Raw genomic sequence first — 14,438 nt, 5'->3', positions numbered from 1 at the left:
CTGTTCTCAAGACCGTCCGCGAACTCGTCGATGCAGGCAAGGCCAAGGCGATCATGGGCAATCACGAACTCAACGCTCTGCACTTCCACACGATGCACCCCGATGATGGCCAGCCGCTTCGTGCGCATTCGCCAAAAAACATCCGGCAGCACCGGACGTTCCTGGACCAGTTCCCGCCCGGTGATCCACAGACGCGCGACGTTCTGGACTGGATGCGCAGCCTGCCCCTGTTTCTGGAGGAGGACGGGTTTCGTGCCGTGCACGCCTGCTGGATTGACGCCTCAGTTGACCGGCTCAAGGCGCTGACCGGGAATGGCGTATTGACCGAGGAACAGCTGATCCGAGCTGCAGATCGCAATGAGGCCGACGAGATGTTCATATTGGCTGAGCAGATTACGAAGGGGCCGGAGCATCGGTTGCCTGATGGCTGGTCGTTCTCGGACAAGGACAGGACGGAGCGGGATCATGTGCGCCTGCAATGGTGGAACGCGGCCGCTCGCACCTGGCGCGACATCGCGATCTCTGTGCCGTCAATTGAGGACCTGCCTGACGAAAACTTGCCGGAGACGCTTTCGGCACAGACCTATCCAGCCACTGCGCGACCGGTGTTCTTCGGGCATTACTGGTTGAGTGGCGAGCCGGTCCTACAGGCACAGAATGCGCTTTGCCTCGACTATTCTGCTGGCAAGGACGGGCCACTGGTCTCTTATGATATGTCCTACCCGGCCGGACCGCTTTCGAAGGACAAGATCCGGGTACACCGGGCGATCAGCTAGAACGGGCGGCCATCAGTCAAACACCTTTTCCGGCTGCTCGACCCACGGAAGCTCCGCCACTCCGCATAGGTCGAAGATCGACAGCACCGTGGGTTCGCGTCGCAGGACCAGCCGCTCCAGCACGGTGGGTGCAAGCCACGCCAGCCGGATCACGCGGCAGACGTAGCGGTCGGAGATGCCTTCCTCTCTGGCGAGATCGGCGATGGTGGTGACGTCGCCGCGCTCCATCGTCGCAGCCCCGACGATGTGAAGCGCGATGGCTGGCAGGAGCAAGGCCTGCTGGCCGTGGCCATCGACGATCACCGCCTGACCTGGCCGGAACGAGAGTTGGTCCGGCAACTCGGCGAGAAGCTGTACGGGCAATGCCCGCGAGATCGGGAGGTGTCGCAATGACAGACTGGACACCCGACCTCGTGGAGGAACGGCTGGCCGAGGCCGCCTTCGTCTTGAAGCGCCTGCCTGAACCGCGCAGGCAGGGTTTCCTCGGCAACCTTTGGCGGGCGGTTGGGTCGACGCCAGCTTATAAAACAGGGCTCGTGCTTCCAGAGGTAGTGGGACCGGGTCAGAACACCGCGGTCCTTTACCCAGATGATCTGCTGGTGGACGAAGGCCCCGGCTTTTTCCCAGCAGGCTTCCAGCATCGCCTGACGCCGCGAGGCGTGCCAGCAATACCAGGCGGCATTCTCGGCGATGGCCGCCCTGAAAGAGGATCGAACCCATGCTGCGCACTCTCCTGTGCCTTTTCCTGCTCGCGCTCGCCACAACGGCGCAGGCACAAACAGCTCCCTCGGCGTCGCAGATCGCGGGGTATGACGGGCTGCATCGTGCCGCGCATGAGGGTGACGTCGAAACCATTCGGCACCTTGCCGCCGCAGGGGCCGATATCGATGCGCGGGACCAGGCGGGCCGGACCCCGGCGCATGTCGCCGCCTTCGCGTCGAACGATGCCGCGATGCGGGCTCTGGCCGAGGCCGGTGCCGACATGAACGCGCTCGAAGGACGGGCTTATGACGTGCTGACCATTGCGGCTGTCGCGGACGATCCGGATATGGTTTCTCTGGCGATTGAGCTGGGCAACCGCGCGGATCTGATCACCAGCGTCTATGACGGCACCGCTCTTATCGCCGCGGCGCATCTGGGCCATGCCGAGGTGGTCCGCCGTCTGATCTCAGGCGGCGCGCCGCTCGATCACGTCAACAATCTGGGCTGGACCGCGCTCATGGAGGCCGTCGTGCTGGGCGATGGTGGTCCCGACCACATCGCCACGGTGCGTGCCTTGGTGGAAGCCGACGCGGACATCGCCATTGCCGACCGCGACGGCGTCACGCCGCTGCAACATGCCAGAGCGCGAGGCTATGATGAGATCGCCGCTATCATCCGGGCAGCGGGCAATTGATGATAGAAGGCTCGTGTACGCCAACCGCAAAGTTGAAATGTTGACCACACGCTTCTGCACCGCTGCATTCACCTCCGGCTTGACGCGTTTCCAAGTCCGTGAGTTTACCCGGCAAGTTCTGGCCCCATGGCCTCCGGATAGTGCTCTGGCGCGAAGCGGTTGACGAGGATGGCAGCCACGGCGATCCAGCCCAGATGCATGAACCAGCCGCCGGCAAAGCTCTCGGTCGCGGCATGAATGCGTGCAAGGATAAGGGGCGGGATGGCCGCAAGGATGAATCCTCCGCCCTGCATGAGCGCGGCCAGCGGACCGGCGCGGGCGGGATCGGGCAGGTGATCGAGCGCCAGGATGAGGCAGAGCGCGAAGCTCCCCGCAAGCCCGACGCTGCAGATCATCACCCAGAACACCGGCGCAAGGGTGGGAGCAAACGACAATCCGGCGAACCCCGTGGCTTGCATTGCCGCGCAGGCCCAGAGCCAGGGGCGGCGGTCAGTGCCGTTACGCGCCAGCAGCGGCAGGATGACGGCGCCGACCGCCTGAGTGACCGCCATGATCGCTATCAGCAGGCCGCTTTCACTGCTGCTCCAGCCGTGCGCCTGATAATAGGGCGCAAGCCAGGCGATCAGCGACGAGTAGCCGCCATTGATCAGGCCGAACACCGCCATCAGGTTCCAGGCTCTGCGCCGGCCAAGAAGTTGGGCGACCAACCCTCGCTCGGGGCGAACAAACCGCGTTTCCGCAAGGAGCCCGGCGGTAGAGACGGCGGCCAGCAGCACCGGCAGAGCGAGAACCGCGAGCGCCACGGTCCAGGACCGGCCAGCCTCCACCAGAACTGGTGTCAATTGCGCGCCCAACGCGCCGCCCGTCATGATCATGGCGGAATAGAGCCCGGTCATGCCTGCAACGCTGGTCGCGAATTTTTCCTTGATCAACCCCGGAATGGCCGATTGGATGAAGGCAACGCTCGCACCGCACAGAACCGCCGTCAGGATCAGGACCGTCCCGTTGTCTGCGAACAGCCGGAGCGCATTGCCGAGCATCAGGAACGCAAGCGCCAGCAGCAGCCCGCGTCTTGTGCCGATTGTCGCCTGGATCGGGGGCGACGCGAAAGCGCCGATCCCCATAAGCATCATCGGCAACAGGGTCAGCAGCGACAGAGTGCCATAGCTCAACCCCGTGTCTTGGGCGATCTGGGCCAGGATCGGCCCCGGCGCTGCCAGGAAGGGCCGCAGGTTGAGCGCGATCACCACGATAAGAATTGTCAGTGCAATCGGACGAGACGCGCGCGCCTTCGCTCCGCGCGTCACCATTCCTGCTTACGCCTTCTTCGCGGATTGCGCGGACCATGCTCGGTAGATTTCGGGCGCGGCAGCGTCGTCGGGCGGAAGATAACGGATCGTTGCCCAGTCTTGTTGATCAAGCGGCTGCGACAATTCCGCCGCGGCGTCAGCCGAGCCCAGACCGTAAGGCGCGCCGTTTTCGTTGCTATAGCCAATGACAATCTCGGAGATCCCGGCGATCCGCATTGCGGCAAGGCACATCGGGCAGGGCTGACCACTGGCGTAGACGGTGCAGCCGTCGAGCCGCGTGGTCGCCAGCGCCGCCCCCGCTTCACGGAGTGCCATCAGTTCCGCATGCGCGGTCGGGTCGTTCTCGGCCTCCATTCGGTTCACCGCCCGCGCGATGACCTTGCCGTCCTTGACCAGCACAGCGCCGAAGGGCTGGCCGCCATCTGCGACGTTTTCGCGGGCGAGCTCGACCGCCTCCTGCATGAATGCGTTGTCACTCATCTTGCACCTGCCTTCTCGAGTATGTCTGCAATTTCAGTATATCTGCGTGCCTTAGCATGTTGAAGTGGTGTAACCCCGTCATTGTCGGCGAGGGTCACATCCGCGCCTGCCTCGACCAGCAGCCTGACAATCGCAACGTGGTTCGGCCCGCCATCGCTGAGAATGATCGCCTCGAGAAGCGCCGTCCATCCCAGGTTGTTGACATGGTCGATTTCCGTCCCGGCCGTGATCAGCGTCCGCACGGTCTCCACATGCCCCCGCTCTGCCGCTGGGATCAGCGCCGTGCCGCCATACCGGTTGGTGCTGGTCAGGTCGGCGCGGTGGGCAAGCGTCATCTTCAGGATTTTCAGATGTCCGCGCGCGCCCGCATAGAGATAGGGGCTATCGTCGATGTCGTCCTTGGCATTCACGTCCGCGCCCGCGTCGATCAACAGCCGTGCGGTCTCGATCTGGTTCGCGTGGGTTGCGGCCAAGAGCGCCGTCCGGCCACGGTCGTCGCGTGCGTCGAGTTGGTCATCGCGGCCGATCAATTTCCGGACACCTGCCGCGTCGCCGCTTTCGGCAGCGTCGATCAGCAAAGGACCGGCTTGGGCCGACGAAATCCGGCCCGGGGCGAAGGGATCGGTCATGATCATGCATCCTGCAAGCGAGATGAGGGCTAAAAGGGTCGGCAAACGGCCGCGCATGGGAAACTCCTGTCTTGCCGGTTCAGATATTCGACAAGCGGGCCTTTGGAAAACCAATTCTTCAGATTGCAGCTGGTGCCCGCGTCGATGGCCCCTGTTTTATCGGCTTGCTGAGCGCGGTCGACACCGGTTTCAGGGATCATATGCTTAGGAAGGCGGGGGAGGGGGCACCGAACTGCATGCCGTTGCGACATTGCCGAACGTTTACGCCATGGAAATCGCGATACATCACGCGGATCCTGACGCTCCTTCCCTAACCGAGAGCGTTCGGATACTTGCGGTTGCGATCGAAGAACAGATCAGACACAGCGGACGGATACTTTTCGGTCGTGGTATAAAGTTCGTCCGTTGATGGCTGATGCCAACCTGGGTTCAGGAAAAGAATGGAGATCATGTTGGAGCAGGCCGAGCATCGAAGTCTCAACAAGAAAGCGGGAATTGCCTCGGTCGGCGTGGCGGGCATTCTCGTGCTTGCCAAACTATGGGCTTTTGCCGCAACCGGCTCTCTCGCGATTGCAGCCTCCGCCGCAGACAGCGCGCTGGATTTGCTCGTTTCCGCCACGGCGTTCATGGCAATTCTCTATGCGGCACGACCGCCTGATGCTGACCATGACTTTGGACACAGTTCCGCTGAAGACCTTGCCGCGCTTGCGCAGGCCGTGGCCATTGCAGTGGCCGGCATTGCCATCGGACTCGCGGCCGTAAATCGGGTCACGAGTGGTGCTGCAACGGGGCTTCGCGCCGAAGGTGCCGGGCTTGTTGTCATGGGTCTTTCCGTCGTTCTGACACTTGCGCTTGTGCTCTTTCAACGACGGGTCGCGCGGCGCACGGGCAACCGCATCGTGGCCGCGGACAGTCTGCACTATCTTGGCGACCTGATCCCAAACCTAGGCGCCATCGTCTCGCTGATCGCGGCGCGGTATTTCGGCTTGGTCATTGTGGATACCCTCGTTGCCATTCTTGCGGCTGCCCTGATGATTGTCGGTGCCTTGCGTATCGGGAAGCAAGCCATCGACTCGTTGATGGACCGAAAGGCGCCCGATTCAGTCGAGGAGATCATCGTTGGTTTGACGCGGGAACATCCCGGCGTGCACGATTTCCACGATCTGAAAACCCGGATGGCGGGCTCGCAGGTCTTCATCGTGCTGCATATCGAACTGGATGGCGATCAGACGCTTCGCGAGGCGCACGATGTGGGCGCGGATCTTCGCAGGCGTATCATTGCTGCCTGTCCAAATGCCGATGTCACCATCCACAAGGATGTGTGGGAGCCTGATGCCGCTCCCTCACGAATACCGCATTCGCAAAAATCGGCCTCGCCCCATCGCTAGGGCGCGGCAAGGGGGAGATGGCGGTCAGCCTCATCGATATTGTTGCTGCTGAGGATCGCGCCCGCCCATGGACTCGCGATTCCGCTGCTTCTGTTCTCGATGTGGCGCGAAGGGCGCAGCGCCGCCCCTCAGAATCAAGACCCCCTTCCCTGCGAGCAGCTTCTGAGATGTGCCGCATATACAGACCTGAAGCAGGGCCGCATTCGATCACTGACTCCAGAATTCAGAGGCACTTACATGTAGGGAGGGAACCACAGAAGTCGCCGAGCGATAGGACTATCAGATCCGGTCAGGCAGACGAAAGCCGCTTCACCGACCACCGGGAAAGCGCCTCTACTATGACCCAGAGTGTGAGGGACAGCGTGGCAAGCACAATCAGTGCAGCAAACATAAGGGCTGTCTGACCCCGGCCATTGGCCATCAACATCAGGTGGCCAAGTCCTTGCGACGAACCAACCCATTCGCCGATCAGAACTGCCAGCGGTCCGTAAACCACCGCCAGCCGCAAGCCCGTGATCAGCCCCGGAAAAGCATGGGGCAGGCGCAACAGGAGTGTTTCACGCCAGCGGCCGGCCCCTGCAAGGCGGGACAGGTCGGCAAGGCCCGTGGGCAGTGCCATCAAACGGTCGAACAAGGCAGAGGTGACGGGGAAATAGGTGACAAGGGCAATGGTCACAATCTTGGATGGCATGCCGTATCCCATCCAGAGCGTGATCACCGGTGCCAGCGCGAACACCGGAACCGCTTGCGCCGCCACCAGTATGGGGCGCAACAGCCACCGCGCGCGTCGCGACAGCGTCAGCAGCAGGGCGGTCTCCACCCCCAACACGATGCCGATGGCAAGCCCAAGCCCGAGATTGCCCGCCGACCACAGAGCATTCTCCCAGATCAGCGCGGCGTTGTCCCAGAGCGCCTGCGCGACAAGACCCGGCCCCGGCAGGATAAAGCGCGGCACGCCGGTCAGACTAACCACGGCCTGCCAAAGGGCGATTGCGAACAGAAAAGCTATCGCGCCACGCCACAATCTGCGACCCACACCTCGCATCAGGCGGCCTTGGGGGCGCAAAACTGGCGCATCCGCTGCAACAGCGCGGCTTGTGCGGACAGGGTCGCTGCAGCTTCGGGTGCGCGCGGCGGGGCATCGTCGGGCAAGCCGCATGGCGCGATGCCGCGGCGCGAGACGATCCATGCCCGGTCAGCCAGCCGGATCGCCTCGGCTGGGTCATGGGTGATCAGAACCACCGTGCGCCCATACAGCAGCCGTGCCGCCATGTCCTGCATCACGTGGCGCGTCAGAACATCCAGCGCCGAAAAGGGTTCGTCCAGCAAAACGACGGCGCGATCTTCGTAAAGCGTACGTGCGAGCGCTATGCGCTGACGCTGACCCGCCGAAAGTTGCGCGGGTTTGCGGGCCGCGTGGTCTCCCAGGCCCACATCGACCAGCAGTCTGTGCGCCAAGTCGCGCTGCGGGCGTTCCCCGCGCAGGCGCGAGCCGATGATCACGTTATTCAAGGCGCTGGCCCAAGGCATAAGCTGATCGTCCTGCGCCATCATTGCCACGCGGGTGGCGAGTGGGGCGCCGTCAGTCGCGGTGATCCGCCCGTCCAGACGGGCCGCGCAGGGTAGCCCGGCGATCAACCGCAGCAAAGATGTCTTACCGACCCCGGACGGGCCCAGAAGCACGCTCCAGCGTTCGGCGGGCAGGGTCAGATCGAACGCGTCGATCAGCCCCGAGCCTCCGACCCACAATGACCCTGACATGTGAATCGCAGGGGCGGTCATCGTGATGCAGGGGCGCTTGCCATGTCCCAGAACCCGATCTCCAGGCGCGTCGCAGTGGCAAACCGAGCCTGAAGCGTATCGGCGCGGGGCAGGTCCGTCCAGTCCGGCCCCAGACGACGCAGCAGCGCCCCATCGATCAGCGCGCCAACCTTGTGGCACAGCGCCTGAAATTCCGGTCCTGCATATATCGCGCACCAATCCGCATAGGGCCCGGTGGTGCCTTCCAGCCGCCGCCCGATCTCGCCATAGCCCAGAACGCAGGGGGCGAGCGCGGCAAGCAGATCGAGGAAATCGCCGGAATAGCCCGCCTCCAGCACATAGCGGGTATAGGCGAGGTTGCCCGGCGCCTCGGGCGTGGCCTCCAGCGCGGCGCGGTCGATGCCGTGGGTTGAACAGGTCTGCACATGCAGCGGCATTTCCACATGCACAAGTGCGTGGACCGTGGCGCTGGCTGCGGCCATTTCGTCCAGCGTATCGGCCTTGGCCGCCGCCAACGCCCAGGCGCGGGCGAAATGGATCAGGAAAACATAATCCTGACGGAGGTAGTGCAGGTAGCTTTGCTGCGGCAGGCTGCCGTCGCGCAGGCCCTCGACGAAGGCGTGATGGGTATAATCGACCCAATCCTGTCCCGTGCCCGCGCGCCACAGGCCAAAGGCGCGTCCATAGTCGGGGCCAGTCATTGCGCCACCTGCGCGGTGACATCGACCACCAGATCGGCTGCGGGAATTGCCGTTTTCACGGCGCCTTGCGCCACCAGAAACGCCTCGAACCGGTCATAGCGCCCTTGATCCACGGCGGCAGGGCGGGTTGCGAAACGCGGCCAGGTATCGCCCCAGGCGCGGGTGTTCAGTTCGTTGCGCAACTCGGCGCTGGTGGCAAAGAACCTCTCGCCTGCCGCCTCGGGATCGTTCAGTATATCGGCCGTCGCGCGTTCAGTGGCCAGCAGGAAGCGCGCGATCGGGTCGCGGTCAAGCCCGTCGGCGCGGGCCACGTAGATCAGTTCGTCATATGATGGCACGCCCTCGGCCTCAGGGTAGAAACAGCGCCCTTCATGGCCTTCGATCTCCATCTGGTTCAGCTCGAAGTTGCGGAAGGCGCCAATCACGCCATCGACCTGCCCGGACATCAGCGCGGGCGAAATCGACCAGCCGATGTTGATCTGTTCCACATCATCGTCAGAAAGGCCATTGTGGTCCAGCATGGCCGTCAGCAGCATTTCCTGCACACCCGCCACGGCAAAGCCCACCTTGCGCCCGGCCAGGTCCCCGAGGGATTGCACGGGCCCGTCGGCACGTACGACAAGGCAGGTCAGCGGCGTCTCGATCAGGGTGCCGACCCGCACCAGATCCAGACCTTCGCGGCGGTTCAGGTGCAGTTCGGGTTGATAAGTCACCGCCAGATCGACGCGCCCCGCCGCCGCCATGCGCGGCGGATCGTTGGGATCGGCAGGGGTGACGATCTCGACCTCCAGGCCGGCATCGGCGAAATAGCCCATCTCCTCGGCCAGGATGATCGGCCCGTGATCGGGATTGACGAACCAATCCAGCATCACTGTCAGCCGGTCCTGGGCCAGGACTGGGGTGGCGATGAGGCCAAAGGCAAGCGTGGTGAGAATGTGTTTCATGGAAAACCTCCAGGTCTGATCGGGTTCAACAGTCGGGGAGCGCGACAAGCGCGATATCACCGTCCCAGCGATGTCGCAGGGCGGTGGCGGCGTGATGGGCGCGCAGACCGGTACGGCATGCCAACACGACGCGCGCGCCGTCAGGGGGCAGTGCCAGCTCGGGAAGTGCGTCGGTCGACAGATGCAGTGCGGTGTCCCGAAACGGGGCCGGGGCCTCGGAGCGCAGATCGATCACGAGATCGCTGGGCGCGATCTGGCTGGCGGCGATAAAGCGGGCGGGTGAGGCCGGTTCTGGTGCCGCGTCGAAGCGAAAGCCGGACATGCGCCAGTTTGCGGCATCCCAGACCATCATCTGACCCAGGGGCGAGGGGGCCATCCTCAGCAGGACCGCCAGCGCCATCTGCGCCTGCACGGCCCCCATTGTCGCCACCACCGGGCCGAGCACACCGGCGGTGGCGCAGGTCGCGGCGCTTTGCGGAAGATCGGGAAACACCGCCCGCAGGGATGGAGCCGTGGCGCAGAAGCCGCCGACATAGCCCGACAGCCCCAGTGCAGAGGCGGACACCAGCGGCTTTTTTGCGGCAAGAGCTATATCTGACAGGGTGAAACTGACTGCGAAGGTATCGGCGCAATCCAGCACGACATCCGCGTGCTCCACCAGGGCAGTTGCATTGGCGGGGGTCAGCCACGCGCACTGCGCGGTCACCGACACTTCGGGGTTCAGCGCGGCCACGGCCTCTGCGGCGGCCTGTACCTTGGGGCTGCCGATATCCTTCATTCCGTAAAGCGGCTGGCGGTGGAGATTGCTTTCGGCCACCGTGTCGCCGTCGATCAGGGTGATCGCGCCCACGCCTGCGCCCGCAAGGTATTGCAGCACCGGCACACCCAGGGCCCCGGCGCCCACCACCAGAACATGCGCCGCGCGAAGCCGTGCCTGCCCGGCATCGCCGACCTGGCGCAGGGTGATCTGGCGGGCATAACGGCTCATGCGGTCACCTTCAGCCAATCGCCGAGGCGGGCCTCAGGATCGGCGTTCAGGGTGATGTCGGTGACCGCCGCCACCATATCGGCCCCCGCCGCAAAGGCCCCCGGCGCACGCGCGACCGACATGCCGCCAATAGCGCACAGCGGGATATCCCCGATCACGCTCTTCCATTCCGTCAGCCGGTCAAGCCCCTGCTCGGTCCATTTCATCTTTTTCAGGATGGTCGGATAGATCGGCCCAAGCGCGATGTAGTCCGGAGCCAGCGCCAATGCGCGGTCCAGCTCGGCGCGGTCATGGGTCGAAACACCCAGTTTCAGTCCCGCGCGGCGGATCGCGGGAATATCGGCAACATCCAGATCCTCCTGGCCCAGATGCAGCCAGTCCGCTCCCAGATCGATCGCCAGTTGCCAGTGATCGTTGACGACGAGCGCGGCGCCGTGACTGCGGCAGAGGTCCAGCGCCGTGGATATTTCGGTGCGCAAGCTCTGCTCTGGCCGGTCCTTGACCCGCAATTGCACGAGGCGCACGCCAAGGGGAACTGCGCGCGCCACCCAATCAGCGCTGTCGAAAATCGGATAGAAACGTGGCAGCGTCATAGCCATGCCTTCCCGATCAGGGGCGTCGATGGGGCGGCCATGTCGCGCACCCCCATCGGGCCGGATGCGGCCGCCAAGGCGCCTGCCTGCGCGCCCAGTGCAAAGGCACGCGCCATGGCTGCGGGGTCGCCGGCCTCGGCCACGGCGGTGTTCAGCAAGACGGCGTCAAACCCCATTTCCATCGCCTTGGCGGCGTGGCTGGGCAGGCCAAGACCCGCGTCGATCACCATGGCCACATCGGGAAAGGCCGCGCGCAGGGTGCGCAAGCCATGGATGTTGTTCAGCCCCATGCCCGACCCGATGGGTGCGCCCCAAGGCATGAGCACGCGGCAACCGGCCTCGACCAACCGCGCGGCCAGCACCTGGTCCTCGGTGGTGTAGGGGAACACCTTGAACCCGTCGGCACACAGCGCCTCTGCCGCCTCCAGCAGGCCGAAGGGATCAGGCTGCAGCGTGTCGGCATGGCCGATCACCTCCAGCTTGATCCAATCGGTCCGGAAATACTCGCGCGCCATCTGCGCCGTCGTGATTGCCTCGCGCGCGGAATGGCAGCCGGCGGTGTTGGGCAGCAGATGTACGCCAAGCCCGCGCACCATGTCCCAGAAGGTCTGGCCCGCGCCCTGTTCGCGGCGCAGGGACACTGTGGCGACTGATGCGCCGCTGCTGCGAAAGGCCGCCTCCATCGTTGCGGGCGAGGGGTAACCCGCAGTGCCCAGCATCATCGGCGTCTGCAGCGTCACGCCATAGAAATCGCGCATCGCTCAGCCCCCTTGCATCGCGGTCAGAACCTCAAGCCTGTCGCCAGGCGCAAGGGGCGTGTCGCCCCGCGCCGCCGCAGGCACGAAAGTGCCGTTCAGCGCTGTGGCCACGCGGAGTTCACTCCAGCCCAGTTCGGCCAGCGCTTTTGCCAGATCCGTGGCGGCGATGTCGCGCTGCTCACCATTCACTTCAATCTTCATGGAAAAGATTCCCCCGTTCTGCCTGTGAAAAGAAATTCAGCCGCCTGTTCGGCCAGCGCCGGAGCCATCAGAAAACCGTGCCGAAATAACCCGTTGAGATGCAGAATGCGCCCGCGCCGAACCACCCGCGGTACATTGTCGGCAAAGGCGGGGCGCAGGTCCGCGCCCATTTCGACGATCTCGGCCTCGGCAAAACGCGGGTCGAGCGCATAGGCCGCCGAAAGCAATTCCAGCGCCGAGCGTGCGGTCACGCCGCCGCGTGCCGCGGTTTCGATCTGGGTCGCGCCCAGCATGAACCGACCGCCCGCGCGCGGCACGACGTAAAGTGGATGGCGCGGATGCAGCAACCGGATGGGGCGCGTCAGCGTGATTTCCTCCGTGCGCAGCACGATCATTTCGCCGCGCACACCGCGCAACCCCGCCAGATCGCGCCGCGCGGCCAGTCCGCGACAGTCGATCACCGGGCCATCCAGCGCGCTCGGATCGACCGTGCCGGTTTCAACCGTGACGCCCGAGGTGGCGAGCGCGTCCACCAGATCGGCCAAAGCCTGCCGCGGATCGAGATGTGCTTCATCGGTAAAGAAAAGCCCGCGCCGATGCCGTCCGCCCAGATCGGGTTCAAGCGCCGCGATGGCATCCGCGTCGCATGTCACATGCCCCTCGGTGCGCGCCGCAAATCGGTCCAGTTCGGCCCTGTCGCGTTCGGGCGCCAGAACAAGCGTGCCCTGTTCGCGAAGTTCCGTCACCTGCCTCCAGAGTGCCGCCGCCTTGCGCCCATGCGTCACGATCAATGGCTCGGCCAAGGCGCCTTCGCATTCGGGCGACAACATACCCCCCGCCCACCAGGAACAGCCATGCGCGCCGGGCGCGCCTGTCCGGTCGATCAGCCGGGGGCGCAGGCCGCGCGCAAGGCAGGACCGCGCCGCCCAGAGCCCCGCGACCCCCGCGCCGATGATCGTGACGTCAGACATTGCGCCAGACCGCATGGAAGTGATGGACCGGGCCATGCCCGGCACCGATGTTCAGGCGGTCAGCGGCGGCGATTGCCGCCTGCAGATAGCTGTGGGCGGCGCGCACGGCTTCCGGCAGGGCGAGGCCCAGCGCCAGTCCCGCCGCGATCGCCGCAGACAGGGTGCAGCCCGTGCCATGGGTGTTGGTTGTGGCAATGCGACGCGCCGACAGTCTTAGAACGTCATCCGGCGTGATCAGCAGGTCAACGCAGTCTACGCCCGAACCATGCCCGCCCTTCATCAACACCGCCCGTGGCCCCAGTGCCAACAACGCGCGGCCCTGCTCCAGCATCGTAGCCTCGTCCCCGGCCTCGGGCGCATCCAGCAGGCGCGCGGATTCGGGCAGGTTGGGGGTCAGGACGTCTGCCAATGGCAGCATCTTCGCGCGCAACACCGCCACCGCGTCATCGGCCAGCAATGCATCGCCGGATTTCGCAATCATGACAGGGTCCAGCACCACGGGCGCCGTGCAGCGCGCCAGCCCCTCGGCCACAGCGTTGATGGTGCCGGGCCCGCCCAACATGCCTATCTTCACCGCCCCGATTTCAAGATCATCGAACACGGCCGCCATCTGGGCACGGATCATTTCCGGGGTGACCGGCTCCACGGCTGTGACGGCGCGGGTGTTTTGTGCTGTGATCGCGGTGAGCACGCTTGCCCCGTAAACACCCAGGGCGCTGAAGGTCTTGAGATCGGCCTGAATCCCGGCCCCGCCACCGCTGTCAGAGCCTGCTATGGTCAACGCTTGAAACGCCATATGCGCCCCCATTTCACAAAAAGGGCCAATGACGTGGAGGGTACAGAAAAGCTTAAGTGGCGCGTGCCAAGCCTGTGTTCCGTTCCCTACGCCGGTATGACCCAGATCAGGTTCGATGGGTCGGCTTTCGCCTCTCAGCCATGACGGCACCCCAACGGATTGGGACATGGCTATTTGCTAGCGAACCACGAGTCAACCAGATTGCCTGCGTGAGCATATCGAGTGACGGAGAAGGTTAGACCGCAGTCCCGTTCCCTCCGCCATTTATCCCTGATAAGTGTTTGTTTTTGTTGGGTAAGTAAAAAGCGCGTCCCCCACTATATCCCCCACCTAGATCAGGACCACCTCTGAATGCGCAGGACTTGGTAACCAAGTACATTCGCCTTGCCGCTTCGCGATTGAATGATAACAAATGATAAGGTCCGGGCGCACATTCGCGCAAATCTCTCATCTCGCTCCCGCTTACTGGTGAGGCAGTCGCGTCGTGCATTTCCTTGAGTATGCCTTGTTTCGACTCTGCATTCCAGTCAGCGGCGGTGGCGTGCTCAAAACGGAGTGTGGGTCAAGCCCACAGTCAACCGCTGATCGCCACCGGAAAACCCACCGTCTTGCATTTCATCGCTGCCACGAGCGCAACCACCGCCTGTGTGAAGCCTTCCCCTCAGCATCAGGACAACCAGTTACAACTGCCTTGCTTAATTTTTTGGCTCAGCGCGACCGCGATGTAACTCCCGTCCCACCTTGAG

The 14,438-nt window shown here is 64.1% G+C and carries 17 protein-coding genes, 1 pseudogene and 1 riboswitch; of the genes and pseudogenes, 3 read left to right on the top strand and 15 right to left on the bottom strand.

From position 1 onward, the window contains the following. A partial coding sequence (locus tag C8265_RS19500; RefSeq protein WP_108484163.1) for a metallophosphoesterase family protein occupies nt 1-776 on the top strand: 776 nt, incomplete at its 5' end. 12 nt (nt 777-788) lie between these two features. Here the strand turns inward: C8265_RS19500 and C8265_RS20050 are convergent. Further along, the gene (locus tag C8265_RS20050; RefSeq protein WP_164512317.1) at nt 789-1,181 is read right to left on the bottom strand and encodes a hypothetical protein; all 393 of its coding nucleotides are present in this window, start codon (nt 1,179-1,181) and stop codon (nt 789-791) included. 62 nt (nt 1,182-1,243) lie between these two features. Continuing rightward, a pseudogene (locus tag C8265_RS19750) lies at nt 1,244-1,474 on the bottom strand (DNA methylase); the annotation flags it as partial. Nucleotides 1,475-1,494: 20 nt separating this feature from the next. Here C8265_RS19750 and C8265_RS11600 point away from each other — a divergent pair. Next, nucleotides 1,495-2,172, top strand: coding sequence for an ankyrin repeat domain-containing protein (locus tag C8265_RS11600; protein WP_108484160.1), 678 nt, complete (start codon nt 1,495-1,497; stop codon nt 2,170-2,172). 104 nt (nt 2,173-2,276) lie between these two features. Here C8265_RS11600 and C8265_RS11595 read toward each other — a convergent pair whose 3' ends face one another. Genes C8265_RS11595 through C8265_RS11585 form a run of 3 tightly spaced genes read right to left on the bottom strand, consistent with a single transcriptional unit; the run spans nt 2,277 to nt 4,648 of the window. Continuing rightward, nucleotides 2,277-3,482, bottom strand: coding sequence for a cyanate transporter (locus C8265_RS11595; RefSeq protein ID WP_108484159.1), 1,206 nt, complete (start codon nt 3,480-3,482; stop codon nt 2,277-2,279). Nucleotides 3,483-3,488: 6 nt separating this feature from the next. Continuing rightward, the gene (locus C8265_RS11590; protein WP_108484158.1) at nt 3,489-3,962 is read right to left on the bottom strand and encodes a nucleoside deaminase; all 474 of its coding nucleotides are present in this window, start codon (nt 3,960-3,962) and stop codon (nt 3,489-3,491) included. Beyond that, nucleotides 3,959-4,648: an ankyrin repeat domain-containing protein gene (locus C8265_RS11585; protein ID WP_108484157.1), complete on the bottom strand. Its 690-nt coding sequence runs from the start codon at nt 4,646-4,648 to the stop codon at nt 3,959-3,961. Before C8265_RS11585 ends, C8265_RS11590 begins: the two co-directional genes overlap by 4 nt. A 383-nt stretch (nt 4,649-5,031) precedes the next feature. On the opposite strand from C8265_RS11585, the gene C8265_RS11580 reads away from it, so the two are divergent. Beyond that, the gene (locus tag C8265_RS11580) at nt 5,032-5,979 is read left to right on the top strand and encodes a cation diffusion facilitator family transporter (RefSeq protein ID WP_338065785.1); all 948 of its coding nucleotides are present in this window, start codon (nt 5,032-5,034) and stop codon (nt 5,977-5,979) included. Between the two features lie 289 nt (nt 5,980-6,268). Here the strand turns inward: C8265_RS11580 and C8265_RS11575 are convergent, their stop codons facing one another. Genes C8265_RS11575 through thiD form a run of 10 tightly spaced genes read right to left on the bottom strand, consistent with a single transcriptional unit; the run spans nt 6,269 to nt 13,692 of the window. Further along, on the bottom strand, nt 6,269-7,024 hold the full coding sequence (locus C8265_RS11575) for an ABC transporter permease (RefSeq protein ID WP_108484192.1): 756 nt from the start codon (nt 7,022-7,024) through the stop codon (nt 6,269-6,271). Beyond that, complete coding sequence (locus C8265_RS11570; RefSeq protein WP_240611052.1) at nt 7,024-7,740, bottom strand: ABC transporter ATP-binding protein; 717 nt, start codon at nt 7,738-7,740, stop codon at nt 7,024-7,026. The genes C8265_RS11575 and C8265_RS11570 overlap by 1 nt, the downstream gene beginning before the upstream one ends. A 17-nt stretch (nt 7,741-7,757) precedes the next feature. Beyond that, on the bottom strand, nt 7,758-8,441 hold the full coding sequence (locus C8265_RS11565) for a TenA family protein (protein WP_108484155.1): 684 nt from the start codon (nt 8,439-8,441) through the stop codon (nt 7,758-7,760). After that, a complete protein-coding gene (locus C8265_RS11560; protein ID WP_108484154.1) occupies nt 8,438-9,385 on the bottom strand; it encodes an ABC transporter substrate-binding protein in 948 nt (315 codons plus the stop codon). The genes C8265_RS11565 and C8265_RS11560 overlap by 4 nt, the downstream gene beginning before the upstream one ends. Before the next feature lie 25 nt (nt 9,386-9,410). After that, nucleotides 9,411-10,373 (bottom strand): HesA/MoeB/ThiF family protein, encoded by a 963-nt coding sequence (locus C8265_RS11555; RefSeq protein ID WP_108484153.1) that lies wholly within the window; start codon nt 10,371-10,373, stop codon nt 9,411-9,413. After that, nucleotides 10,370-10,966, bottom strand: coding sequence for a thiamine phosphate synthase (locus tag C8265_RS11550; RefSeq protein WP_108484152.1), 597 nt, complete (start codon nt 10,964-10,966; stop codon nt 10,370-10,372). The genes C8265_RS11555 and C8265_RS11550 overlap by 4 nt, the downstream gene beginning before the upstream one ends. Continuing rightward, nucleotides 10,963-11,724: a thiazole synthase gene (locus tag C8265_RS11545; RefSeq protein ID WP_108484151.1), complete on the bottom strand. Its 762-nt coding sequence runs from the start codon at nt 11,722-11,724 to the stop codon at nt 10,963-10,965. Before C8265_RS11545 ends, C8265_RS11550 begins: the two co-directional genes overlap by 4 nt. Nucleotides 11,725-11,727: 3 nt before the next feature. Then, nucleotides 11,728-11,925, bottom strand: a complete 198-nt coding sequence (gene thiS / locus C8265_RS11540) for a sulfur carrier protein ThiS (RefSeq protein ID WP_108484150.1) — start codon at nt 11,923-11,925, stop codon at nt 11,728-11,730. Then, complete coding sequence (locus C8265_RS11535; protein ID WP_108484191.1) at nt 11,922-12,896, bottom strand: FAD-dependent oxidoreductase; 975 nt, start codon at nt 12,894-12,896, stop codon at nt 11,922-11,924. Before C8265_RS11535 ends, thiS begins: the two co-directional genes overlap by 4 nt. Continuing rightward, on the bottom strand, nt 12,889-13,692 hold the full coding sequence (gene thiD / locus C8265_RS11530; RefSeq protein ID WP_108484149.1) for a bifunctional hydroxymethylpyrimidine kinase/phosphomethylpyrimidine kinase: 804 nt from the start codon (nt 13,690-13,692) through the stop codon (nt 12,889-12,891). Before thiD ends, C8265_RS11535 begins: the two co-directional genes overlap by 8 nt. Nucleotides 13,693-13,758: 66 nt before the next feature. Then, nucleotides 13,759-13,856: riboswitch (TPP riboswitch) on the bottom strand. Nucleotides 13,857-14,438: the final 582 nt, after the last annotated feature.

The sequence above is a fragment of the Oceaniglobus ichthyenteri genome (assembly GCF_003057885.1).
In the GTDB taxonomy this organism is placed as follows: Bacteria; Pseudomonadota; Alphaproteobacteria; order Rhodobacterales; family Rhodobacteraceae; genus Oceaniglobus; species Oceaniglobus ichthyenteri.
Note: the sequence above shows the minus strand (reverse complement) of the source record. Positions and strands in the feature narration are given on the sequence as shown.